Raw genomic sequence first — 24178 nt, 5'->3', positions numbered from 1 at the left:
TTTATGCATGATATTCGGTTTATTTATTTATATTTATGTGCATACTATTATGGTTGATGAGTGATGTTGAATCTAAGGTAGTATGGCAAGGAAGTCAGAAATAATATGAGAAAACAAACAAGCTATATCATAAAGGTGAATCGTAACAACTTAGAAGTGTGCTTTTCTGATGCGAGTTTGACATCAGAGCTTGCGAGCGTCAGTTTGACCACTATGGAGGAAAAATTACTTCATCGCATTCTCACATCGACACCGTCGGTTGTTAGCCGAAATGAACTTATCGCGCTTTTATGGGATGATAATGGTTGTGTTGATCGCAATGTTAATTTAAATCAATTGGCGAGTACTTTACGGAAGAAAATATGTAAAGTGAGCGGCAATAATGATGTGTTAGAGACGATTCCTAGGGTCGGTTATACGTTAAATAGTGAGTTGATTGTTCGGACTGTGACACAGGTGAAGTGGTATGATTTTTTAATAGTTAAAAATACATTTCCGTACTTATCGATAAAGTGTGAAGCATTTATATTGAGAAGTTTCAGCCGAGTTTCTCTGAATAGCTTAGTATTCTTTGCGTTGATAATAACAAGCCATACCGTTATAGCGCTTAATTCAACGGTTATCTTTGATGTGCTTGGGTCTGATCAGTCGATAATTCGTGTTGTTAAATGTTCTGAGCCTGAGCAAAGTGGTTCAATGACACTGGAATTAGAAGAATATAATGATAATCCATTAGTGATTTGTAGCCGAGTTTAGTGATAATGAATAAAATATTCTTGGTGATACTGTCTTTTGTTGCGTTAGGGTTTGTGAATTATTTGCTTTTTGATAGCTATGCGAAACTCACTGGCAAAGAGGTGGCTTATACGTTGGTCGATCTTAGCGCTCGTGACGTAAAGACGGTTCATGGTAATGCAAAAATCGATGAATCAAGTATTAAATTTAGCTATAGCATAGTTGAACCTAATAATATTTGCATGTATCAAGTACATGTTTATGCACAATACACAGATTGGTTTTTTATCACTCTAATGAGACCGCAGAAAGTGATATTAGGTGCTGAAAATAACTGTCAAGGGATAGAAATGAACACTTCGTTTCTCCAAAATAGTGTTTGGGATCGGGGGGTCTATTTTTTAGTATACAACTTACAAGATAAGATGTGTTTTATCGGTGGGTCGCAAGCCCGTATTCTGTGTTTGATAAAGCCTAGTTAATTAAAATAACCCCATTTGTGGTGCACTAAGATCATCAAAATTCTTGCCAATAAAGGGCAAAATCGCTTCAGCAACAGGCCTCAACTGCTTGTCGATATAATGTTGGTAATCAATAGCAGAAGAGCGATAGTCCTTTGGCTCTGGTCCATTGACGGTAATGAGATACTCGATGCGTCCTTTATTTTGGTATTGCAGCGGACGACCGAGTTGTTGGTTAATTTGGTCAGCCATTCGAGCCGCGCGTACCTGTGGTGGAATGTTCTTTACGTATTCATGCAGCTTTCGTCTTAGACGTTTTTGATAAACCAGCTTATGGTCATGTTCTCCATTGGCCGTTGATTCTACGATAGCGCGGATATAGTCGTCTGGATCTTGCCCGGTAAAGATCATTTGATAAAGCGTTTGTTGAAATTCTTGAGCCAGCGGAGTCCAATCGGTACGTGCGCTTTCTAACCCTTTGAATATCAGCGTTTCACCTTCAGAGGTGCGTTGAAGCCCTGCATAACGCTTCTTAGAGCCAGTTTCTGAACCGCGTATGGTTGGCATCAAAAATTTGCCATAATGGGTTTCATATTCCAACTCAAGAATCGAGGTGAGTTGATATTTATCAAGTAAGTGCTGAGTCCACCACTCATTAATGTAATTCACTAGGCTGTTACCAATTTCATTGGCTTCGTCGTTGATAAAGCTGCCGTTAAGTGAGACGAAGATAGAATCCGTGTCACCATAAATTACCTGATAGCCTTGCTGTTCGATGAGAACTTTTGTTGTTTTCATGATTTCATGCCCGCGCATCGTGATGGATGATGCAAGTCGAGTATCGAAGAAGCGACAGCCGGATGAGCCTAGTACCCCATAAAACGAATTCATGATGATTTTAATTGCTTGAGAAAAGGCCTTCTCTTTATTGGCTTTTGCCACGTCACGAGCCTTCCAAAGGTCTTCAATTAAATTTGGAAGAAAATGCTGAGTTCTGTGGAATTTACCACCGCGAAATCCTGCCACCGCTTGTTGTTTGTCTTTGCCTACTTCAAGCTTGAGTCCTTCGATAAGCCCCATCGGGTCTATTAAGAATGAGCGGATAATCGAAGGATAAAGACTTTTAAAGTCTAGTACTAATACCGAGTCGTAGAGCCCCGGAATGGAGTCCATGACATAGCCGCCCGGGCTAGCGATCCAGTTTTCAGGGTGAAGGTTTGGTGCTGCGTATTGGGCGCGATGCAGGCGAGGGAGGTATAGATTGGTGAATGCTGCAACAGAGCCGCCCACTCGGTCCAACTCCACACCGGTCAGGCGTGTACGTTCGATTGCGAAATCGAGCAAATGTGTGGTTTGAAAGATACGATTTACCAATACACAGTCTTGCAGGTTGTATTTTGCCAGGGCAGGTTTGTCTTCAGAAAACATTGTGTTGATTTCGTCCATGCGGTCATGAACGTTATGTATTGCTTTGCCTTCACCGAGTAGTTCCTGAGACACAGCCTCTAGAGACCAAGAGCGAAAGTGGTAAGTCGCAGTTTTTAACGTATCTATCCCATCGAGCACCACTCGACCAGGTATGTTGATGAAGCTTTGGCCACTAGATTGCAACGTTCGGAAATATATCCGTTGTTCATTACGTCCAAGGTTGAGATCTACTCGATGATGCTCCGCTCGCTTTTGCAGTAATTTAAAGTCAAAATCCACGACACTCCAGCCGATGATTACATCCGGATTGAAATCCTTAAACCATTGAATTAATGCGATAAGTAGTGACTTTTCGTCATCTACCCATTGGATGGAGGTTTCGGCGTATTGAGGTTGACCAACCATAATTACTCGGCTGTCATTAGCGGCGTCGAAGCCGACGGAATAGAGCTGACCTTTTTCCGAGCACTCTATGTCGATAGATAGCACATTAAGCTTAGGGGTGTGTTTACCTGCTTTACATTTGGCGTTTGAGACTTGGATAAATTGATTGGGTTGACCTGGGTTGATGATTCGTCGCTGCCCGGTAAATGTTAAGCTGCCTTGAATGAAGCGCTCCATCAAAAAGCGATCGGCTAGTTTAATGTCACTTTCGAGCACCAACACATCGTTGTTTTTCAACGCCTCTGCGAGTTTACGAGAGTCACTAATACTCCGACAATAGACAGCATTAAGCGCTTCGCCTTCAAAACTTTTGAGTGCGATATCTTTAGGGGCGATAGTCATGTTAAGAGACTCCGCCTGGGCGATGACAGTGCGTAGGCGAGTTTGTGGGATGAAAAAAACGGGTTGCTGATCATCAATCAGAAGCTGCGCCGGCCCTTCTTTTGTCGTCAGCCATAATTCAATGACGGGTTCTTTATGTGTATCGCGCGCTTGGCGGGTAAGAAGAAAGCCAGTATTTATATCCAATTGGGGTCCCATACAGTCACGAATTAGATGAATTTTTACGCAATACTCAGTGACTGATAAAAGCGAATTTGTTTTAGTGTATCAAAGCTCAGTAAAGAGAGAAAATTTACTGAGATACGCTAAACTTAATGGTCAGTTCCCATTTTTGTTGTGAACCGCTGTTCTATAATAGTGATTTGTATCGTACTTTGACGATTAACTAGACAATCATGTGGAGTTAGTTTCATAGGTCTAAAGAGCAAATTATTGTGATAAAACGGAGGCTTACGGAGACAAAGGGTTCGTTTGTATATTTTGTAACCTAATGATTTTTAAGTTTTTATGATTGACGGTGTTACCACTTCATCGTAATGTGTTTATCAAAGTTTGCAGTCGTGCACGATTTGCGCGAAAGCTTTTTTGTATAATTTGCGATATGATACGCAGCTAAGCTGCTATCCACTAACCTTGAGTGGTCGCAGAGCCAATAAATAAGTGTGGAGATACAAGTTTGATTAATGTTTTCCTTGTAGATGATCACGAACTGGTTCGCACAGGGATCCGACGTATTATTGAAGACGTCCGTGGAATGAACGTAGCAGGGGAAGCTGACAGTGGTGAAGAGTCTGTAAAATGGTGTCGTAACAATCATGTAGACGTTATTTTAATGGACATGAATATGCCTGGAATTGGTGGTTTAGAAGCAACGAAAAAAATTCTTCGCCATAATCCAGACGTTAAGATCATCGTATTAACAGTACATACCGAAAATCCGTTTCCAACCAAAGTGATGCAAGCGGGGGCAGCAGGTTATTTGACCAAAGGTGCAGCGCCTGATGAAATGGTCAACGCAATTCGCTTAGTTCATAGCGGACAGCGCTATATTTCACCTGAAATTGCCCAGCAAATGGCCCTAAGCCAATTTTCTTCGGCTTCAGAGAATCCATTTAAAGATTTATCCGAACGCGAACTTCAGATCATGATGATGATTACGAAAGGGCAAAAAGTGACGGATATTTCGGAACAGCTTAGTCTTAGTCCAAAGACGGTGAACAGCTATCGATATCGCTTATTTAGTAAGTTAGATATTAATGGTGATGTTGAACTGACTCACTTAGCGATTAGACATGGAATGTTAGATACTGAGACATTGTAGTGTCAGAACCAACCTTTGATTCAACCTCTTTTTTAAAAACAGTGACCAACCAACCCGGCGTCTATCGAATGTATGACGCCGAGTCGGTGGTGATATATGTTGGCAAAGCAAAAGATTTAAAAAAACGGCTGGTGAGTTACTTTCGTAAGAAGGTAGACCGTGAAAAGACTCGTGCTTTGGTTAGTCATATCGATAAAATTGATGTGACAGTGACCCACACTGAAACCGAAGCGCTGATCTTAGAACATAATTACATTAAGCAATACCTACCGAAATACAACGTCTTATTACGAGACGACAAGTCTTATCCGTACATTTTTATTTCTAATCATAAGCATCCTAGATTGTCATTGCACAGAGGGGCCCGTCGACGTAAAGGCGAATATTTTGGTCCTTATCCTGACTCGGGGGCGGTCCGTCAAACATTACACCTTATCCAAAAGATATTTCCTGTGCGTCAGTGTGAAGATTCCGTCTATGGCAACCGAAGTCGACCTTGTTTGATGTATCAAATTGGGCGGTGTGCAGGGCCGTGTGTGAGTAGCATTATCTCGGATGACGACTATCAAGAACTGGTTGGGTATGTTCGCCTTTTCTTACAAGGGAAAGATAAGCATGTCCTACAACTTCTCGTTGATAAAATGGATGAGGCAAGTCGGACCCTTAAATTTGAAGATGCGGCAAAGTTTCGTGATCAAATTCAAGCTATTCGTCGTGTTCAAGAGCAGCAATTTGTATCAGAAGATAGCGATGATGACATGGATGTATTGGGTTATGCGCAAGAAAATGGCGTTGCTTGCATTCATATTTTAATGATTCGCCAAGGAAAGATACTCGGTAGCCGCAGCCATTTCCCCAAAATTCCGGTCGACACGGAACAACATGAAGTGTTTTACAGCTTCTTAAGTCAGTACTATTTAAATCAGAGCGAGTCACGCACGATTCCAAGCCGCATTATTCTTAATAGTGGCCTTATTGACGATATGGCGGTTTTACAAACTGGGTTGTCAGACATCGCGGGTCGAAAGGTGACCTTCAATACAGATCCATCAGGGTCTCGTGGTCAATACTTGAAGCTTTCTAACACCAATGCATTGACGGCTATCACCAGTAAAATCAATCACAAGATGACAGTTAATCAACGCTTTAAGGCGTTGCAGAAAGTCTTTAAGCTCGACAGCATCACGCGTATGGAATGTTTTGATATTAGCCATACCATGGGCGAAAACACCATTGCATCCTGTGTCGTGTTCAATCAAGAAGGACCGGTGAAACAAGAGTACCGTCGCTATAATATCACTGGTATTACTGGTGGGGATGATTATGCAGCCATGGGGCAAGTGCTTGAGCGCCGTTACTCAAAAGTGGATGTAGATAAAATTCCAGACATCATTTTTATCGACGGCGGTAAAGGTCAGCTAAATCGTGCTGTTGAGATTGTTTCTAAATACTGGGGCGAATGGCCCAAATTACCGTTATTGATAGGTATCGCGAAAGGCGTGACTCGCAAGCCCGGTTTAGAAACACTGATTACGCCACAGGGAGATGAGTTTAATTTGCCAAGTGATGCACCAGCACTTCACCTCATACAGCATATTCGTGATGAAAGTCACAACCATGCGATAGCAGGACATAGAGCTAAGCGCGCCAAGGCAAGAAGAACCAGTCCACTAGAAGGGATTGAAGGTGTTGGACCAAAACGCCGTCAGGCACTGCTTAAGTACATGGGGGGCTTACAAGAATTGAAGCGCGCAACTGTTGAAGAAATCGCCAAAGTACCCGGAATTAGTATTTCTTTAGCAGAAAACATCTATCAAGCATTGAAACACTAGTAAAAATCCCGCAACATAAAGACGCAGTAGAATAGAGCTGATAATTATATGCGTTTAAATATACCTAACATTTTGTCTTTGTTGAGATTATTTCTCATCCCCGTTTTCGTCGTAGCGTTTTATCTACCCTACAGCTGGGCGCCCTTTGCCGCAGCAATGATCTTTTGGGTAGCAGGCTTCACCGATTGGCTGGATGGAATGCTAGCAAGAAAGCTGAACCAAACCTCTCGTTTCGGAGCCTTTATTGACCCTGTTGCGGATAAAGTACTAGTTGCCACAGCATTGATTCTTATTACCGAGCACTATCATAGTATTTGGATCACCATTCCTGCGGTTACCATGATTGGGCGTGAAATCATTATTTCAGCCTTGAGAGAGTGGATGGCAGAGATCGGCAAACGAGCGAGTGTGGCGGTTTCTTGGGTCGGTAAAGTCAAAACGGTCACACAAATGTTCGCTTTGTGGGTTTTGGTATGGCGCTATGATGACTGGATGATTTGGGTAGGTTATGTTGCTTTGTACATTGCAACGATTCTTACTTACTGGTCAATGATGCAGTATTTGGCGGCAGCGAAAGACGATTTATTGAATTCAGAAGACGAATAGAATTTAAGATGAAAAAGGCGAGCGATTAGCTCGCCTTTTTCATACTTGTAAGTTAGTTGACGTCCATTTGCTAAGATAGATTCGTTTATTTTGGCGCAGCCTACTACCGACCAACCTTCAACTTAGAGAAAATAAGCAGTTAGATTGCAAATAACCTGCATGTTTATGCTACTAAATTGAGCAAATTGCCTGTTTTTGAATGTTTATTAGGCAAACGATTCAAAATATAAAAAAATACTATTGACTCATTTGGCTGATTACGTAAAATGCATCCCGTACTCAAGAGGAACTGCTTAAAGCGACCTGGAGAGTAGAAATAAAAAAGGCGCCTTGGCAGAGTGGCTATGCAGCGGATTGCAAATCCGTGGACCTCGGTTCGACTCCGGGAGGCGCCTCCATTCTCTTAGCGAGAAATGGTTATGTAAGAAAAATTTGCGATACTAGCTCAGTTGGTAGAGCGCAACCTTGCCAAGGTTGAGGTCATCGGTTCGAACCCGATGTATCGCTCCAAATTTTGAATGCAGCGTAATAACGATGCATAAGATGGTGTTTTACTTTTCAGTAATCGGCATCGCAATAAAGAATTGCGTGCCCTGGTGGTGGAATTGGTAGACACAAGGGATTTAAAATCCCTCGGCGTTCGCGCTGTGCCGGTTCAAGTCCGGCCCGGGGCACCATCTATTAAAGTCTGTATAGCTTTATAGCCATTACAGCAATGCGATACTAGCTCAGTTGGTAGAGCGCAACCTTGCCAAGGTTGAGGTCATCGGTTCGAACCCGATGTATCGCTCCAATTCAAAGCCCTAGCAGAAATGCTAGGGCTTTTTGGTTTCTATCGTTTATAACCTTTCATTCTGTTTTCTATAACCTTCCATCGCCAATGTTACCGCTGCGCAGAGTGCCAATTCAGGCTTTATATTAGTGGTGGTTTTTGCCATGATGTGTGACTCATTGCAAAAACAAATGACTCTGGAGTAAGCATGTTTACAGGAATTATCCAATCTGTTGCCACCATCGACAAAATCACGGACTTAAATGGCATTCGTACGTTCGAGATTAACTTCCCTGCGGGCTTTTGTGTGGATCTTGAGATTGGTGCTAGTGTCGCGGTAGATGGCGTTTGCTTAACCGTGACAGAGCTCATTGATGATAATCGTGCTTTATTTGACGTTATGTTGCAAAGCTTATTGATTACGACTCTGAGTGAATTTAAGCAAGGTCAGCGTATTAACGTCGAGCGAGCGGCTAAGGATGGTGCAGAAATTGGTGGGCACCCATTGTCTGGACATGTTGACTTTAAGACAACACTGGTAGATATCCATCAGCAAGAAGACAATTATCGAATTCGTTTCTCTTTACCTAAAGAGTGGAAACCTTATGTGTTTCCTAAGGGATATATTGCGATAAACGGGGCGAGTTTAACGGTATCTGAGGTGGATAAGGAGCAAAGCTGGTTCGATGTTTGGTTGATCCCTGAAACGCTACGAATGACGACGTTTGGACATAAAGGCGCCGATGACTACGTCAACATCGAAATTGAGCGCGGTACGCAAGTTGTTGTCGATACTGTGCGAGACACCATTAAAGAAACACTGGGTCCTCTGTTGCCGATGTTTGAAAAGTTTCTGGAGCAGCAGGGGGCGAATATTGATGTGATTGGTCAGGAAACGACTCGTCATCTTTCTGACAAGAAGTAAACGATTGGTTGTCGTTAGATAATGGCGCCGTGAACCATGGTTGCGGCGCTTATTCTACAGGTTTCATTTCACCATAATATCGAATGCTTCTGTGGCAAAAAACATTGCGATGCTAATGAGTTTTATGTTATTTTCCCGCGCAATCTCGGAGTGATTCTGGGGGATACGCGTTACTATCGCTTATGCAGTGATGTAACGTAGGGTAGGTACTGATTATTCTAATAATCAGTAGACGGGATACTGTTGTCGCAAAGCGGCATGTTTAAGGGAAACCCAACATTGAAACTTATTAACTCACACGTTCTTACTAGCATCGTATCTCTACGTTGCCTATTTCCTAACTGTATATTTCCTAACTGTATTGTGCGCGCAAAAAGCCACATTACAGAGCCTTGATCCAAATTAGCTAATACCCGTCTAAACCGAATATTCCGTTTAGCGCTTTGTCACATCTGTCGTTTCAGATGGGGCGTATTTTGCTATCTATTTTGTTGGGAACTTACTCAGCATAAACTCTAGGTTACAGAAATGAGTACAGCATTCGATATCGAATCTACACCTTTTGTCGCGTCAATATCGGCGACTATTCCACAGGTTAATGGGGTCTATGATCTTACGCCTGACCAACTGCTGTTGGATCAAGCTGAGCATGAATCTAACGTTCGCTCATACCCAAGGCGTCTTCCCATAGCGATTAAACACGCCTATGGTGCATTGGTTGAAGATACTCGAGGGCAGGTCTTTCTTGATTGTTTAGCGGGGGCAGGTACTCTGGCTATGGGGTATAACCACCCTGAAATCAATCAAGCGTTAAAGGCTCAACTTGATTCGGGTTTACCTTATCAAACGCTGGATATTACAACATCTGCGAAAGAGTTGTTTATTCAGCGTGTTAAAGCCTTCCTACCAAGTGAATTTTCCAAAAATTCCGTGATTCAGTTTTGTGGGCCGTCAGGCGCAGACGCCGTTGAAGCCGCCATCAAACTTGCTAAACAAACAACGGGTAGAAATACCATGTTTGCCTTCAGAGGGGCTTATCATGGCATGACCAATGGCACCATGGGAATGATGGGCAACTTGGGCACCAAAGCTCGTCGTACAGGGCTGATGTCAGACGTGCATTTTATGCCATTTCCCTATGATTTAAGGTGTCCATTTGGTCTTGGCGGCGATGCCGGAGCGAAACAGAGTATTCGTTATATTGAGCGTCTGCTTAATGATGACGAGGCTGGTATCATGAAACCCGCGGCCATGATCGTTGAGCCAGTCCAAGGCGAAGGTGGGGTTATTCCGGCTCCGGCTTTTTGGCTTAAAGAACTCAGACGCCTTTGTGATGAACACGGTATTTTGTTGATTTTAGATGAAATTCAATGTGGCGTAGGTAAATCAGGCTACCGATTTGCGTTTGAAGAGTCTGGGGTTTCACCAGATATTTTATGTTTATCTAAGGCAATAGGTGGCGGGTTACCCATGTCCCTGTTGGTCTTTGACAAGGCCATTGATACTTGGCAAGCCGGAGAACATACCGGAACATTTCGTGGTAACCAATTAGCCATGGTTTCTGGCGCTAAAGCGCTAGAAATTATAGAGCGTGACAATCTTGTTGAACATGCCAACGTGGCTGGTGCCTATTTGCGTTTAGGGTTAGAGCGAATTCAGAGCCGCGTTAACTGCATTGCCCAAGTGCGTGGAATGGGGCTGATGCTTGGTTTTGAGGTGATGAAGCCGACAGGAGAGAAAAACAAGTTTGGTGAACCTCTTGCTGATGGTGAGTTGACTCTTGCCATTCAACGAGCGGCGTTGGAACGTGGATTAATGGTAGAGAAAGGCGGGCGTGATGGTTCAGTCATTCGTTTGTTGCCACCACTGATTATTTCCTATGAACAGATTGACTTTGCCTTACGTGTGCTTGAAGAAGCGATTATTGTTGCGGGTGGTGGAGAAAAAACACCACAAGATGCCAAACGCTTGGATTGGGAAAAACACTTTGTCCATACAGGCGCAAACGGTAGCAATGAGTTTGCTCAGGTCATGAATCACACCACTCAAGCAATGAAAGAAGTGCTTGAACAAACTGAAGCGCCATATTCCGCGCTTGATCCAAAGCAACTTGAAGCTGCAATTAATGCCGTGAACTTGGACAGGAATCACCACAGCTTGCAGACCGTCGTGGACAATACGGCTGATCTCGTAGCCAGAAACGCCATTTTCACCCAACACCCTCATTGTATCGCTCACCTTCACACTCCACCACTCATGCCGGCGATTGCAGCAGAAGCCATTATTGCCGTCTTGAATCAATCTATGGATTCTTGGGACCAAGCTTCTTCAGCGACGTATGTTGAGCAGAAAGTTCTGAATTGGCTGTGTGAACGCTATGAGTTAGGGGAACTGGCGGATGGTGTTTTCACAAGCGGCGGTACACAAAGTAATTTAATGGGCTTGCTGTTAGCGCGAGATCGCATTGCTGACATTACCACTGGGCACTCTATTCAAAAGCATGGAATGCCAAGTTACGCCGATAAATTGCGTATTGTGTGCTCCGATAAATCACATTTTACTGTGCAAAAGTCTGCATCACTGCTAGGGCTCGGTGAAAGCGCTGTACATTGTGTTGCAACTAATGATGACGGCACCATTCAGCTTGAGGCATTGCAGGCAGATATTTTGTCCTTGCAACAGCAAGGGCTAATACCATTTGCTTTAGTGGGTACCGCTGGCACGACAGACCATGGCGCTATCGATGACCTCAATGAATTAGCTGCTGTCGCCAACGTTCATAATATGTGGTTTCACGTCGACAGTGCGTACGGTGGGGCATTGATTCTTGGCCGTCATAAAACCAAATTGCAGGGCATTGAAAAAGCGGATTCTGTGAGCGTCGATTTTCATAAGTTGTTTTATCAAACCATTAGCTGTGGCTCATTATTGATAAAAGACAGAAGCAATTTCAAGTATCTGTTGCATCACGCTGATTATCTTAATCGAGAGCACGATGAACTGCCGAACTTAGTCGATAAGTCGATTGCGACTACTAAACGCTTTGATGCGCTAAAGGTCTTTATGACGCTGCAAAGTGTTGGACCAGATGCGCTAGGTAGCATGGTTGATCATCTTATTGATCAAACTCAGGATGTCGCCGAGCTTGTTAGCCAACATAGCCACTTTGAGTTGCTTGCAACCCCATCACTTTCAACGGTGCTGTTCAGAGCGACTCATCTTCAAGCGGAAGAGTTAGATTCGCTCAATCAAAAAATTAGACTAGAAGCGTTGACTCAAGGCGTAGCGGTTCTAGGCGAGACGGTCGTGAACGGGCACTCTGCCTTAAAATTCACAATTCTTAATCCTTGTTTAACGCTTTCGCATTTTGAAGCGTTACTGAACAATATTCATCAATTAGCCCTAGAGCTAGTAGCAAAGGAAACCAAATAATGGCAGTTTTACAAATCGGTGCAGGTGGCGTTGGTTGGGTTATCGCACATAAAGCGGCGCAAAATAACCAAGTATTGGGCGATATTACGATCGCATCACGCACCGTCGCTAAATGCGAAAAAATTATCGAATCCATCAAGGGTAAAAACAACCTTCAAGATTCGACTAAGGCGTTGCAAGCTCGCTCGGTCAATGCGGATGATGTGGATGCTTTGGTTGCGCTTATCAAAGAAGTTCAACCAGATCTAGTCATCAACGCTGGCCCTCCATGGGTAAACATTGCAATCATGGAAGCGTGCCTACAAGCTAAAGTGTCTTATCTTGATACCTCAGTGGCCGTTGATCTTTGTTCAGAAGGGCAGCAAGTGCCACAAGCTTATGATTGGCAATGGGGCTTTCGCGACAAATTCAAGGAAGCGGGCATTACGGGCATCTTGGGCGCTGGATTCGATCCTGGTGTGGTGAGTGTTTTTGCAGCATACGCGGTTAAACATTTATTTGATGAGATCGACACGATTGATGTCATGGATGTGAATGCTGGTGATCACGGTAAGAAATTTGCGACAAACTTTGATCCAGAAACCAATATGTTAGAGATTCAAGGTGACTCCTTCTATTGGGAGAGCGGTGAATGGAAGCAAGTGGGCTGTCACTCTCGTATGCTTGAGTTTGATTTCCCGCTTGTTGGTAAGCATAAAGTGTACTCAATGGCGCACGATGAAGTGCGTTCTATGCAAGAGTTTATCCCAGCTAAGCGTATAGAGTTTTGGATGGGCTTTGGTGATAGTTACTTAAACTATTTCAATTGCATGCGTGACATTGGTTTACTGAGTCCAGACCCAGTAACATTGCACGATGGTACGGAAGTACATCCGTTGCACGTTCTTAAAGCGCTGCTGCCAGACCCAACATCCCTTGCTCCGGGGTATACGGGTAAAACCTGCATTGGCACTTGGGTTCAGGGTACGAAAGACGGTCAGCCTCGTAGCGTGTTTATCTATAACAATGCAGATCATGAAGTGGCGTATGAAGATGTAGAACATCAAGCTATTTCTTACACGACTGGCGTTCCTGCTATCACCGCTGCACTTCAATATTTCCGAGGTGAATGGGCTGAAGCCGGCGTGTTCAACATGGAACAGCTTAACCCTGATCCATTCCTCGCGACGATGCCAGAGATTGGTTTAGACTGGCATGTTCAAGAACTTGAAGTGGGTCAGCCTGATATTCAAATTTTGAAGTAGTAGACAGTAGCAAGGCAAATCAATCCAAGCCGATGTATTGAACATCGGCTTTGTTGGATCTTTATGAGTGATTAAATCATGCAAAACAGCGAATTAAAAACGCCTTATTTTATGATCAATGAAGAAAAATTGATCGCTAATTTAGAGAAGGCAAAGCAACTTAAAGAGTGCTCTGGCGTTAAGTTAGTACTGGCACTAAAGTGTTTTTCTACTTGGGGTGTTTTTGATGTCATCAAGCCTTATCTTGACGGCACAACAAGCAGTGGACCGTATGAGGTTAGACTTGGTCACGAAACATTTGGTGGGGAGACGCATGCCTACAGCGTCGGCTACACCGAAGATGATGTGAAAGAAGTGGCGGGGCTTTGCGACAAACTGATTTTTAACTCACAGTCTCAGTTATCAGCGCATCGTCATTTAGTGGAAGGAAAAGCTTCCATTGGCTTGCGACTAAACCCAGGTGTGAGCTATGCCGGACAAGACTTAGCGAATCCAGCAAGGGAATTCTCTCGCTTAGGCGTACAAGCGGATCATCTTGACCCGACCGTTTTTGATTCGATTGATGGCGTGATGTTTCACATGAATTGTGAAAATAAAGATGTGGATGCATTTACGGCGCTGTTAGATGCGATTTCAATGCAGTTTGGTGATCAATTAAATAAGCTAGACTGGGTGAGTCTAGGCGGGGGCGTCTTTTTCACTTGGCCTGATTATGATATTGAGAAGTTGGGACAAGCGCTAAAACATTTTGCCGAAAAGCATGGGGTTCAACTTTACCTAGAGCCGGGCGAAGCGATCATTACCAAGACGACAGATTTGGTTGTTACAGTGGTCGATATTGTTGAGAACGGTATGAAAACGGCCATTGTGAATTCTGCGACAGAAGCACATCGATTGGATACCTTGATTTACAATGAACCGGCTTCAATTCGCGAAGCGAGCGATAACGGCTCACATGAATATGTTATCGGCTCATGCTCTTGTTTGGCTGGAGACCAGTTTTGTGTCACTCAGTTCGAGCATCCGTTAGCGATTGGTCAGCAATTGCATATTGAAGACAGCGCGGGCTATACCATGGTGAAATTAAACTGGTTTAATGGTTTAAAAATGCCGGCGATATTTTGTCAGCGAGTGGATGGGCGAATTCAAAAGCTTAATGAATTTGGTTACGACGACTTTAAGCGCTCACTGTCTCAGTGGCCGATTGATTAGCCGTGATAATCTGCCTTGACGAATGAGAGGCGACCCATCAAACTGCGAGCCGAAAAAGAGACGCGATTCACATTCACAACGGTGGGAGAATCGCGTAGCGACTGAAACATAACTTAAGTGATGACTATGGTAATTATCTCAACCAATTTTGGCGATATTGAAATTGAAGTGAATCTTGAAAAAGCTCCTGTGAGCGCAAAGAACTTTGTTAAATACTGTCAGGAAGGCTTTTATGAAGGCACGATCTTTCATCGCGTCATTGATGGCTTTATGATTCAAGGAGGAGGTTTGGATGAAAAAATGACAGAAAAACCGACTCGTGCACCTATCGTCAATGAAGCGAATCGTGGTTTGAAAAATACTATCGGTACCATTGCGATGGCCAGAACGGATGCGCCTCATTCAGCAACGGCTCAGTTCTTTATTAACCTGGATAACAATGACTTTTTAGATCATACCGCAACGACGAATAATGGTTGGGGGTATGCCGTGTTTGGTCAAGTCACCGCCGGCATGGAAGTGGTGAATGCCATTGCTAAAGTGAAGACAACTTCAAGGTTAGGACATGATGATGTGCCTAACGATGTGATTGTCATCCAACAAGTCACGGTTCAGTAATTAGAACGGCTTTAAGTGCTTCGTCCCTATTTAACTTCTCGTTAAATAGAGACTGGTGGGGTAAAAGAGGTTAAAGCTGAGTATAGGCTGTCTTCAAATAGTCGCACAGCCTCAATGTCCTGTCGCTTCCACTATGTCCTGTCGCTTCCACTATGTCATGTCGCTTTAGCTATGTCCTGTCACTTTAACTCTGTCATCACGAACGATGTGATGTGTGGGTTGTCGTTCAGCACATCAATTCGACTTATTCTAGAAAGAACGATGAGCGAGTCCGCACCTTTGCATAGTGGAATTCAAATTGGACTGGATGAGTAGCCGGGGTTTTTGGCTGGTGACAGAGTATGACTAAACCTTTGGTACCCCGTATTGGGACGCAAGGAAAAGGTTGCAGTATATGGAATGCGGCTTTGTAGCTGCCTTGCGGCGAAGAGCTGTCTAGTTTAATGTAATGCTCATTGATTATAATTTTCGTCATGTGAGAATCATGCAGCTATTAGCCGATAAGACAGGAGAGCAGTTTCTCCAGATTATAGAAAAGACCGGTGATCGAGTTCGAGTGCAGTTTATTTCCAATGAAGGCATCACAAAAGGTAAACCTTTTTCTGATCGCTTGTCCGGGTTATTACTCGCGGGTTGGAGTGAAAGGCAGACATCAACGGCGATTGGACTTGAGCGGTTCCATCAAGGTGCGCTTGAAGATGAAAAGGTGAGCTTTTCACTTCATCAGCTGTTTCCATTAGGTCGTAAAGTTAGACTACCAAGTAACGAGGTAGTGACAATTGCAAGTTATGCGAATACTCACCAAGGTGGTTACTACATGTATGTCCGTGCTAACGGTGTACTTAAACGCTTAAAAATGGAAGCATCATGGCAGTTACTCCCTTCAGACAAGTTACTTGCGCTACCTTATTACCCTGCACCACGAACTCAAACTGAACTTGATAATATCGACAGTTTTGATACGTGGGCGGGTGGATTTTAGAACGAGACGTCTTTTCGTCTCGATATTGTTGCCATATTAATCAAGATTATTCGTAAATTGGCGCGTCGAAGTCATAGCCCTCATCGCTATAAGCGGTAACAATTGCATCTTCAACAAGTCCAGCCTCGGCTTGAACTTGAGTTTTGAAGAAGTGCTGAATCTGTTTTCTTCTTCCGTGAGCAGCCCATGAATCCGCATCTTCCCAAATTTCATTAAAGACGATTGGGTAGTCATTTCGCGTAGCACTCGGGTGACCGATCTGACGTGTTAGCATGTATTGAATACAGCCCTCTTCACGATATGAATCAGGCTCTAAGGCTTTTAGTACCTCAAACAATTCAGCTTCCTTACCCGATTTAGGCTTAAATTGTGCCAATACATATACTCGGTTCGTCATGGTCTCTCCTTGTTAGTTAGTGTTTTATTATGTTAGTGATATTATTGTTAATTGTCGTGAGTGGGGCACAATAGAGGAAAGTGCCACGAGAAGTGAGCGATATGAATTAAAAGGCGCTCAATGATAGATTTTTGTGATGAGTTGTTGGAAAACCATGATAAGGGCGATGTACACTTTAGTGTGCTTTCCCGCTAAGACTAAACAACTGATATTACGACTCTTTCTTCTTGGTCGATCACTTCCATAATGACGCCATGTGCATCAGGGTCTAAAGCAGCGCTTAGGAGTGCTTCCAACTGCTCGCTATTTTCACTAAAGCGAATGATGAGGTCATTTGGGAGCAACGATATGAGCGAGCGAGAAATGCAAAGAGGAAAGCTGACAGATTCGACAACAGTACTTCTATTAACAATTTTATTATCAATATTGTAGGTTTCTATTGTTAATTTACGCATATCACGCGTTATGAACCAAGTTGTCTACGTGTGATTTAATGCTAGGACAGCGACCGGAAATTATCTACCTTTCTTTGGTGGGATTTATGTGAAGATAATAGTGTTATGTAGTGTAACTAAGTGCATATAAATAGAGTTATCACTTGGTATATGCTTTTTACGGTTAAACAACCAGGCACAGTAGAATTCAAACGCTCTAGATCTGCCAAGCAAAGTCTCCCTTTTAGGTTTCTTTGACTAGCTCGGTGTTACTCTCGCAAAATCGAATGAGATAGCCGTTTGGGTCTTGTACTACGAATTGTTTTTGTACCACGATATTATCACCACAGAGATAGTCGGTATTTTCGATAGGAAGGTAAATACTATCTGGAGAGTGTTGTTTGATATGGGCGTAAAAGGCGTCGATGTGATAGGTGTCCCATTGCAAATTAACGCCTCGCCCTAGCGGATACTCAAGTGCACCGGTAATCCAGCGTCGCCCATCACCGTTTAAGCCTTCTAACATGAGATCGATACCGTGGCGAGTTAGGAAGACAAACGCTTCACTCGGACGTTGATATTTCACCCGAAAACCAAGCACATCCACGTAAAAGTCGATGCTACGCTGAATATCAAAACAGTACAGCTCTGGGACCACTCGCATTTATTCACCTAAGTATATAATAATATGAAAGTTATCTTAGGCGATATGGCGTAGCAATGTTGTGAGGTCGGTGATATTTGCGCGTAATTGCTGCCTTTCAAAGAATGATAGATTTCAAATATATGCTATGCGTCTCACTTTATGTAGGGCAATAGATACAAAGACGAGGTGCCACGTAAAGGGATGAAGAAAGAAGCCTGTCTAATTTAGTAGCTGCGAGAATATCGCAGCTACTAATCGTGAATAGGAGTATCTAGGCTCAGGGCCGCGTTATCAATCGATATTGACGGGCTCTCCAGCCTCATCCTCCTCTACGATCTCAGTTTCTTCTAGCGCTTGTATTAACCATTGTTTTATCGCAGGGCTGTTTAGAACGGTTCGCTGATATTGCGTTGCTTGCTCTGACAATGGAATTTGATAGGTAGCAAATCGCAGCGCAATCGGCGCAAACATAGCGTCGGCGATTGACCATTCGCCAAACAGCCATTGATTAGGGTATTGGCTCATCTGCTGCGCCCAAATTTGTTCAATACGAGCAATGTCTTTTCGGGCGTCACTGGATAGGGACACTTTACGAGACGCGCGGCAGTTCATCGGCATTTCAGTGCGAATAGCCATGAAGCCTGAATGCATTTCATTGGCGATAGCTCTAGCGGTTGCTCGCTGCTGTCGGTCTTGGGGCCAGCAGCAATGGTTTAAGTACGCCTCGTTAACGTATTCCAAGATAGCGAGTGAATCCCAAACCGTGGTATCCCCATCGATAAGTAAGGGAACTTTAGCCGTCGGACTCACTGGTTGTAGAGTTTGGTAAAACGAATCGGTAAATAGCGATAGTTTGATAATATCTGGGTTGAGGTCATGTTGAGCAAAAATAAGCCATGCTCTTAATGACCAGCTCGAGTAGTTTTGGTTGCCGATATATAACCGCATAGTTAACCTCCTTGTTTTCGGTTGCAATTAACCTTAAAGGATTGTTTTTCGTATAACTAACGGATAGTTTTGATGTCAGCCATCAATAAAATCGATGGGTAACACCTAAACAGGCATTAATAGATAGTTCGCACACTGATGATGAGTGTTCAAGGAAGAAAAGCGTTATGGATATAGAGGCACTACGAAGTTTTTTAGCCTACGTTGAAACGGGGAGCTTTACTCGAGCGGCGCGGCAAATTAATCGAACTCAATCGGCATTCAGTGCCCAGATGAAAAAATTGGAAGTTGAACTTGGGGCACCACTGTTTGTAAAAGAGGGGCGGAATTTAAGTTTAAGTGAAGCGGGTCTGCAGCTCAGTGTTCATGCGACACAATTAATCTCGCTACACGATAGTGCGGTGAATCAACTACAAGGTTATCAAAATAAACGCTCTCTAAAGCTAGGTTGCCCTGAAGATTATAATCATTCGGTATTACCCAAAGTGGTCAAGCGGCTGCAACGCTTAGCACCGATGTGTTCGATTCAGATCTTTAATGAACCAAGCATCACACTACGACGTTGGTTGGATGAGGGTAAAATTGATGCGGCCATTATCACGCGCGCTCCTGATAGTGAAGAAGGGTACTGGCTGACCTCTGATCAAGGCGTATGGATTGCCTCGCCATCTTTTGTTGAAAACGACAATCAGCCGCTTCCTTTGGTATTATTTCAAGCCGATTGTAAATACCATGCCGCAGCGATTGATGGTTTAACGAAACAAGGACGAGAGTTTCAACTTTTGGCATGTTGTAATTCTGCTTCGGCGCAAAATGCCTTGGTTAATGCCGGACTTGCTGTTGGCGCAATGGGTAAGCTGAGTGTGATGGAAGGCATGACTATTTTACAAACTATGCCAGCATTGCCCTCGGTTGACATAGTGTTATCTGTTGGGGCGGCTCCGCATCCATTACTCCATCAAGATGTGCTTCAGCAAAGCTTGTTGCGAAACATCATGGATTAGATGGTAACTATGAAAGCGAATCCGCGCAGCTACCGAACAAACATTAAGGGGTTTCTGCTATCAGGCGTCTCACTAGCTTGATGGTCGTTGTCGGATTTATATAATCGATAGGTAACGCCGTTACTCTGCCTTGCTGTGAGACAAACAGTGATGGGAAACTGTTACCCCCCATTGAACGCGCAAATTGAATTTCTTCCAGTAAGGCTTGCTGCGTGGATTGTCTTAAAAAATCCGTTTCAAATTGCACCATATCTAAGCCGATATCTTGCGCCAGTGCGATAAGTACATTGTTATCGCTCGGGTTCTTTGCCTGCAGGTAGTAACCTTGCTGAATGGCTTGATTCATCGCTTGTTCTGCATTCTGTTTTCTGGCGGCAAGGATCGCGCGACATGCTGGGTAAGTCGCTCTACGAGGGGTGTTTTTAGACCAAAACTCGTAGTTAAATTCAGCGCCAAGCTCCTGTTCGATTCGCTGCCAATAGGACGCGATTTGTCGTTGCATCGCCTCCGGCATTGCTACGTCGGTGTCTGGTGCCAGACCGCCTAGCACATACTGGATCGTGATTTCCTGCTTAAGGCTATTCTCGATGATGCCCCATGTTGGCTTGAATCCCCAGCACCAAGAGCACATTGGGTCGTAGACGTAATAGAGCGTCGCAGTGGTCATAGCCAGTAATCCTTTACTTAAAGAATGGAACGTTAGTCGATATGAGTGTTATTGAGGGCGTAATTCCATACGCGATAAAAGTAAAAAATGTAGCCAATACCAAGCGTTAGAATAGAAATAATGAACCATAGCAGGACGTGCCCAAGATCACTAAATAAATCAATATCGCATTTCATCTTCCTTTCTACGCCGTTTGCATCAATAAGATAAGTGCGGTTGAGAATGAATTTAGAAAACGAATAGGGGAAAAAAAACAGTGCGATGCCAAAAGTCACAATCGAAAGGATGAGCCACAATATTAGGTGACCGATAATGTCAAAATGGCGACATCAGCTTTTAATCTCATAATGTTATTCCTATGAAGTCAAATAGAAAGCGATACGGTAAGTGACAGCAAACCGTAACGCTATTGAAACTTAATAGGGCTTCCCACCATTAAAGATGCAAGCCGCTATCGTTGATTATGGCCAAATTTAATTAGCTTGTAGGTGCGTCTTGAATCACCTCATTGTAGCGTGCAAAGGCAGCATCAAGATCAACCAAAAGATCATTCACATCTTCTAAGCCGATATGAAGTCGAATGAGTGTACCAGTAAAGTTTGGATGAGCGACTGTACGTAGCGAGTTAAAGCTTTTTGGCTCATTTGCGAGTACTAAACTTTCAAATCCACCCCAAGAATAGCCCATGCTAAAGTGACTCATTCCGTCTAAGAAAGCCGTGGTAGCTCGTGGATAAGATGTTTTTAGGACGAAAGAAAACAGACCATTACCACCGGTAAAGTCGCGATGATAAAATTCACTTCCCGGACAAGTCTCTAACGCAGGATGTCGAACATGATCGACTTCAGGACGCTCCGCGAGCCAATTTGCCACCGCTAAACTATTTTCAGCATGTTGGCGTAGTCGTACATCGAGTGTACGAATACCGCGTAAGCCAAGATAAGCATCGTCTGGCGATACGCATTGGCCCATCAGGTAGCTCTGTTCACGTAATTGATCCCAGTACTTTTCTGAGGCAACAGCAGTGCCAAGCATGACATCAGAATGACCAACAATGTACTTCGTTGCCGCCTGAATCGAGATATCGACACCAAAATCAAACGGTGAAAAGTTCACCCCTGCGCCCCAGGTATTATCAAGCATGACGATGACATCTTGCTCTTTAGCAATGGCTGCCATGGTAGGCACATCTTGAACTTCCATGGTGACGGACCCTGGTGATTCCAAAAATAAAATTTTGGTATTTGGTTGAATAAGATCACGAATGCCGGCGCCGATCGTTGGGTCATAATAGGTGGTCTCTATTCCCATTTTTTTCATGATGGTGTCACAGAAATCACGTGTTGGTTCATAGCAAGTATCAACCATTAAAATATGATCACCCGTTTCGACAAACGCCAGAATGGCATTAGAAATAGCAGCGGTGCCACAGGGGTAAAGTGCACACCCGGCGCCGCCTTCAATTTCCGTCATTGCGTCTTGGAATGCAAAGTGGGTATTCGTACCACGACGGCCATAGAATAGAGTCTGCTTAGCTCGGTTGATTGTGGCGTGGTTTTTTTCTGCAACCGTGTTAAATACAACGGTAGACGCTCTTTGTACCGGAGGATTTACCACTCCGTTTGTCCATTTTTTATCGCGACCGGCGGTAACAAATTTAGTTATTTTACTTTCTGACATCAAGAATCCCTGTTTGATTGGCTAGTTTGTCACGATGCTAATGTTAAATTCACCGAAACCTTTGTTATCAAGGATTTCTAGCGTTGTAATGAGCGATGTGAACGGAGAAAAGTGTAACTAGCAATAAAACACGAAGGCTCAAGAGTTTCAAGTCCTTAGCCTCGTGTTTTACTGAATCTTTAAGGGAGAGCCCCAGAGCAGATGTGCTCTGGGAGAATTGGCTGTTATAGCAGAGGGTTAAATAAGTAGAATAGACGCTCGAAAAATCGATGGTATAAGCTTCTCTGCTGCCACTGGGTAGCGTCGATCATTTCTGAGTGCAATATATAGCTGTGTTGTAACTGGTTCATTTGTTCGGTAAAAATCGGGTCTTCAACCGCCAGTGTTACTTCGAAATTGAGCCATAAACTACGCATATCCATGTTGACCGTGCCCACAAGGCAAAATAGTTCATCAATAACGACGGATTTAGTGTGGAGCAGACCACCATCAAACTCATGGATCTTTACGCCCGCATTAAGTAACTCAGAATAGAAGGCGCGTGATGCCCATTGCACCATTAGTGAGTCATTGTGCTTAGGAATAATTAGGTCAACAGTGACGCCACGCTGCGCAGTTGTTTTTAATGTTTCTAGCAAGTCGGCACTAGGAACAAAGTAGGGCGTAGTAATGGTGACAGAGCGTTCTGCTTGATGCATGGCTAATGTTAGAACCTGCCCAATCAGTTGATCTGGCATACCTGGACCTGAAGGTACAACTTGGATTGGTTTCGAGTCTTGAGGAATATCAATTTGACAGTCAGGATGTACCGGAAGGGTACGATCCCCCGTTTCTACCTCCCAGTCCCAACAGTGAATTGCCGATAGTACGTTCACGGTTGGGCCTTCAATTCGTACCATGATGTCAATCCATTGACCGACGCCAGAGTTTTGCTTGAAAAAGGCGGGATCAACCATGTTCATTGAGCCTGTATAGGCCACTTCATCATCAATAGCGATGATTTTTCGATGCTGTCTTAAATCGAGGCGTCTTAAAAAGATACGCCATGGAGAAACCTCGAGCCCTTCCACTAACTCAATACCGGCACCACGCATCATTTTGGCCCAATGGCTACGGAAAAATGTGGGGCTGCCAGCGGAATCTAATAATACTTTTACCTCAACTCCTCGCTTTGCCGCTTGGATAAGCGCTGCTGCAACTGAGTCGGCCAACCCACCGGGGTGCCAAATATAAAACACCATACGAATACTGTGTTTTGCTTGCTCAATGTCTTTGATAACGGAACGTAAGCTAGACTCAGGGGTAGTATGCAATTGCAACGTGTTGCCACAAAGAGCAGGGATGCCCATTCTATTGTTACAAAGGTTGTCAATCTTGGAAATGTGAGTGCCAAGTCCGTCTTGAGTGTGCGCTTTGCAGTCATTTAATTGATGAAACCAATCGCCGAATGGTTGAAACATGACGCGAGCTCGTTCGGCTCTTTTGCGACCGAGGTTTAGCTCTCCAAACATAAAGTAACAAAGGACACCAACAACTGGAATGATGTAGATAACCATGAGCCATGCCAATGAGACACTGACAGCACGACGTTTGAGTACGACTCGCAATGTGACACCGGCAACCAGTACCCAGTAAAGGCCAATGCCAGCAAGCGTGAGAAAATGATAGACCTTGTCCATGTCGCCTCGATAGAAGAACGGTAATTAGAGAATAATCGTGTAATCAAGTATTTGGAATAGTCGCGTCGCTGTCAAATAGTTACTGAGATTGCTGAGCCTATTTACCGTACTTTTCAGTAGTGGTTTGCGAAACTACGATTACACCGGATGCTTACATTGCCAATGATAGCACTGCTTATATTCATAATAGGTATAGTTATATGCTGGGTGATGGCCAATAAGTAAGCAAATAATACTTAAAATGACCAATGTACAAATGAATATAGCGGCGGGGCTTTCAATTGTATTGGTTAGATGTTTTAATTGCTAGATGCCTTGGTCAGGTAATAACTTCTCTAGATGTATTGATTTGTTTACACCTTGCTGGCG

21 protein-coding genes and 4 tRNA genes are annotated in these 24178 nt (G+C 43.8%); 16 read left to right on the top strand and 9 right to left on the bottom strand.

Going from position 1 to position 24178, the window contains the following annotated elements; all coding sequences use genetic code 11:
• Nucleotides 1–105: 105 nt before the first annotated feature.
• Together L4D05_RS06370 and L4D05_RS06365 are read left to right on the top strand one after the other, a co-directional pair.
• Nucleotides 106–756 (top strand): winged helix-turn-helix domain-containing protein, encoded by a 651-nt coding sequence (locus L4D05_RS06370; protein WP_428793376.1) that lies wholly within the window; start codon nt 106–108, stop codon nt 754–756.
• Between the two features lie 5 nt (nt 757–761).
• The gene (locus L4D05_RS06365; RefSeq protein WP_428793375.1) at nt 762–1217 is read left to right on the top strand and encodes a hypothetical protein; all 456 of its coding nucleotides are present in this window, start codon (nt 762–764) and stop codon (nt 1215–1217) included.
• On the opposite strand, the gene L4D05_RS06360 is transcribed toward L4D05_RS06365, so the two are convergent.
• Nucleotides 1218–3596: a DNA polymerase II gene (locus L4D05_RS06360; RefSeq protein ID WP_428793374.1), complete on the bottom strand. Its 2379-nt coding sequence runs from the start codon at nt 3594–3596 to the stop codon at nt 1218–1220.
• A 490-nt stretch (nt 3597–4086) separates the two neighbouring features.
• Between L4D05_RS06360 and uvrY the strand changes: the two genes are divergently transcribed.
• The 13 genes from uvrY to L4D05_RS06295 all read left to right on the top strand — a co-directional run bounded on the left by uvrY (nt 4087) and on the right by L4D05_RS06295 (nt 16354).
• Entirely contained in the window at nt 4087–4731 is a 645-nt protein-coding gene (gene uvrY / locus L4D05_RS06355) for a UvrY/SirA/GacA family response regulator transcription factor (RefSeq protein WP_250616787.1), read from the top strand.
• Nucleotides 4731–6563 carry an excinuclease ABC subunit UvrC gene (gene uvrC / locus L4D05_RS06350; protein WP_428793373.1) on the top strand — a complete coding sequence of 611 codons (1833 nt, stop codon included), beginning with the start codon at nt 4731–4733 and terminating at the stop codon, nt 6561–6563. Before uvrY ends, uvrC begins: the two co-directional genes overlap by 1 nt.
• A 48-nt stretch (nt 6564–6611) precedes the next feature.
• Nucleotides 6612–7169 (top strand): CDP-diacylglycerol--glycerol-3-phosphate 3-phosphatidyltransferase, encoded by a 558-nt coding sequence (gene pgsA, locus L4D05_RS06345; protein WP_428751850.1) that lies wholly within the window; start codon nt 6612–6614, stop codon nt 7167–7169.
• Between the two features lie 324 nt (nt 7170–7493).
• Nucleotides 7494–7567 (top strand) — tRNA-Cys (locus L4D05_RS06340).
• 36 nt (nt 7568–7603) lie between these two features.
• A tRNA-Gly gene (locus L4D05_RS06335) sits at nt 7604–7679 on the top strand.
• An 80-nt stretch (nt 7680–7759) separates the two neighbouring features.
• A tRNA-Leu gene (locus L4D05_RS06330) sits at nt 7760–7846 on the top strand.
• Between the two features lie 40 nt (nt 7847–7886).
• Nucleotides 7887–7962: transfer RNA gene (locus L4D05_RS06325), tRNA-Gly, on the top strand.
• A 187-nt stretch (nt 7963–8149) separates the two neighbouring features.
• On the top strand, nt 8150–8866 hold the full coding sequence (locus L4D05_RS06320; RefSeq protein ID WP_428793372.1) for a riboflavin synthase subunit alpha: 717 nt from the start codon (nt 8150–8152) through the stop codon (nt 8864–8866).
• 528 nt (nt 8867–9394) lie between these two features.
• Nucleotides 9395–12298 carry a pyridoxal phosphate-dependent class III aminotransferase gene (locus L4D05_RS06315; protein WP_428793371.1) on the top strand — a complete coding sequence of 968 codons (2904 nt, stop codon included), beginning with the start codon at nt 9395–9397 and terminating at the stop codon, nt 12296–12298.
• Complete coding sequence (locus L4D05_RS06310) at nt 12298–13542, top strand: carboxynorspermidine synthase (protein ID WP_428793370.1); 1245 nt, start codon at nt 12298–12300, stop codon at nt 13540–13542. Before L4D05_RS06315 ends, L4D05_RS06310 begins: the two co-directional genes overlap by 1 nt.
• A 78-nt stretch (nt 13543–13620) precedes the next feature.
• Nucleotides 13621–14754, top strand: a complete 1134-nt coding sequence (nspC, locus tag L4D05_RS06305) for a carboxynorspermidine decarboxylase (RefSeq protein WP_428793369.1) — start codon at nt 13621–13623, stop codon at nt 14752–14754.
• Between the two features lie 126 nt (nt 14755–14880).
• Nucleotides 14881–15372: a peptidylprolyl isomerase gene (locus L4D05_RS06300; RefSeq protein ID WP_428793368.1), complete on the top strand. Its 492-nt coding sequence runs from the start codon at nt 14881–14883 to the stop codon at nt 15370–15372.
• A 484-nt stretch (nt 15373–15856) separates the two neighbouring features.
• Nucleotides 15857–16354 carry a hypothetical protein gene (locus L4D05_RS06295; RefSeq protein WP_428793367.1) on the top strand — a complete coding sequence of 166 codons (498 nt, stop codon included), beginning with the start codon at nt 15857–15859 and terminating at the stop codon, nt 16352–16354.
• A 46-nt stretch (nt 16355–16400) separates the two neighbouring features.
• Here the strand turns inward: L4D05_RS06295 and L4D05_RS06290 are convergent, their stop codons facing one another.
• The 4 genes from L4D05_RS06290 to L4D05_RS06275 all read right to left on the bottom strand — a co-directional run bounded on the left by L4D05_RS06290 (nt 16401) and on the right by L4D05_RS06275 (nt 18779).
• A complete protein-coding gene (locus L4D05_RS06290; RefSeq protein WP_428793366.1) occupies nt 16401–16751 on the bottom strand; it encodes a putative quinol monooxygenase in 351 nt (116 codons plus the stop codon).
• 197 nt (nt 16752–16948) lie between these two features.
• Nucleotides 16949–17206: a hypothetical protein gene (locus L4D05_RS06285; protein WP_428793365.1), complete on the bottom strand. Its 258-nt coding sequence runs from the start codon at nt 17204–17206 to the stop codon at nt 16949–16951.
• Nucleotides 17207–17429: 223 nt separating this feature from the next.
• Nucleotides 17430–17849 (bottom strand): bleomycin resistance protein, encoded by a 420-nt coding sequence (locus L4D05_RS06280; RefSeq protein ID WP_428793364.1) that lies wholly within the window; start codon nt 17847–17849, stop codon nt 17430–17432.
• Between the two features lie 273 nt (nt 17850–18122).
• A complete protein-coding gene (locus L4D05_RS06275) occupies nt 18123–18779 on the bottom strand; it encodes a glutathione S-transferase family protein (protein ID WP_428793363.1) in 657 nt (218 codons plus the stop codon).
• A 167-nt stretch (nt 18780–18946) separates the two neighbouring features.
• Here L4D05_RS06275 and L4D05_RS06270 point away from each other — a divergent pair, with 167 nt between their 5' ends.
• Nucleotides 18947–19783, top strand: coding sequence for a LysR family transcriptional regulator (locus L4D05_RS06270; RefSeq protein WP_428793362.1), 837 nt, complete (start codon nt 18947–18949; stop codon nt 19781–19783).
• 43 nt (nt 19784–19826) lie between these two features.
• On the opposite strand, the gene L4D05_RS06265 is transcribed toward L4D05_RS06270, so the two are convergent.
• The 4 genes from L4D05_RS06265 to cls form a co-directional block, all read right to left on the bottom strand.
• Nucleotides 19827–20450 (bottom strand): DsbA family protein, encoded by a 624-nt coding sequence (locus L4D05_RS06265; protein ID WP_428793361.1) that lies wholly within the window; start codon nt 20448–20450, stop codon nt 19827–19829.
• Between the two features lie 32 nt (nt 20451–20482).
• A complete protein-coding gene (locus L4D05_RS06260) occupies nt 20483–20725 on the bottom strand; it encodes a DUF6693 family protein (RefSeq protein WP_428793559.1) in 243 nt (80 codons plus the stop codon).
• 202 nt (nt 20726–20927) lie between these two features.
• Entirely contained in the window at nt 20928–22130 is a 1203-nt protein-coding gene (locus L4D05_RS06255) for a cystathionine beta-lyase (RefSeq protein ID WP_428751865.1), read from the bottom strand.
• Between the two features lie 224 nt (nt 22131–22354).
• Nucleotides 22355–23809 carry a cardiolipin synthase gene (gene cls / locus L4D05_RS06250; RefSeq protein WP_428751866.1) on the bottom strand — a complete coding sequence of 485 codons (1455 nt, stop codon included), beginning with the start codon at nt 23807–23809 and terminating at the stop codon, nt 22355–22357.
• Nucleotides 23810–24178 lie beyond the last annotated feature (369 nt).

It is taken from the genome of Vibrio nomapromontoriensis, assembly GCF_050337205.1.
GTDB lineage: Bacteria > Pseudomonadota > Gammaproteobacteria > Enterobacterales > Vibrionaceae > Vibrio > Vibrio nomapromontoriensis.
This window is presented reverse-complemented; position numbering and strand designations above follow the sequence as displayed.

Bases quoted from the DNA above. Each gene is read 5' to 3' on its own strand.
- nspC (WP_428793369.1), top strand. From the start codon at position 13,621: ATGCAAAACAGCGAATTAAAAACGCCTTATTTTATGATCAATGAAGAA.
- L4D05_RS06300 (WP_428793368.1), top strand. From the start codon at position 14,881: ATGGTAATTATCTCAACCAATTTTGGCGATATTGAAATTGAAGTGAAT.
- L4D05_RS06285 (WP_428793365.1), bottom strand. From the start codon at position 17,206: ATGCGTAAATTAACAATAGAAACCTACAATATTGATAATAAAATTGTT.
- L4D05_RS06290 (WP_428793366.1), bottom strand. From the start codon at position 16,751: ATGACGAACCGAGTATATGTATTGGCACAATTTAAGCCTAAATCGGGT.
- pgsA (WP_428751850.1), top strand. From the start codon at position 6,612: ATGCGTTTAAATATACCTAACATTTTGTCTTTGTTGAGATTATTTCTC.
- L4D05_RS06275 (WP_428793363.1), bottom strand. From the start codon at position 18,779: ATGCGGTTATATATCGGCAACCAAAACTACTCGAGCTGGTCATTAAGA.
- L4D05_RS06265 (WP_428793361.1), bottom strand. From the start codon at position 20,450: ATGACCACTGCGACGCTCTATTACGTCTACGACCCAATGTGCTCTTGG.
- L4D05_RS06270 (WP_428793362.1), top strand. From the start codon at position 18,947: ATGGATATAGAGGCACTACGAAGTTTTTTAGCCTACGTTGAAACGGGG.
- L4D05_RS06370 (WP_428793376.1), top strand. From the start codon at position 106: ATGAGAAAACAAACAAGCTATATCATAAAGGTGAATCGTAACAACTTA.
- L4D05_RS06320 (WP_428793372.1), top strand. From the start codon at position 8,150: ATGTTTACAGGAATTATCCAATCTGTTGCCACCATCGACAAAATCACG.
- cls (WP_428751866.1), bottom strand. From the start codon at position 23,809: ATGGACAAGGTCTATCATTTTCTCACGCTTGCTGGCATTGGCCTTTAC.
- L4D05_RS06295 (WP_428793367.1), top strand. From the start codon at position 15,857: ATGCAGCTATTAGCCGATAAGACAGGAGAGCAGTTTCTCCAGATTATA.
- L4D05_RS06365 (WP_428793375.1), top strand. From the start codon at position 762: ATGAATAAAATATTCTTGGTGATACTGTCTTTTGTTGCGTTAGGGTTT.
- L4D05_RS06255 (WP_428751865.1), bottom strand. From the start codon at position 22,130: ATGTCAGAAAGTAAAATAACTAAATTTGTTACCGCCGGTCGCGATAAA.
- L4D05_RS06310 (WP_428793370.1), top strand. From the start codon at position 12,298: ATGGCAGTTTTACAAATCGGTGCAGGTGGCGTTGGTTGGGTTATCGCA.
- L4D05_RS06280 (WP_428793364.1), bottom strand. From the start codon at position 17,849: ATGCGAGTGGTCCCAGAGCTGTACTGTTTTGATATTCAGCGTAGCATC.
- L4D05_RS06315 (WP_428793371.1), top strand. From the start codon at position 9,395: ATGAGTACAGCATTCGATATCGAATCTACACCTTTTGTCGCGTCAATA.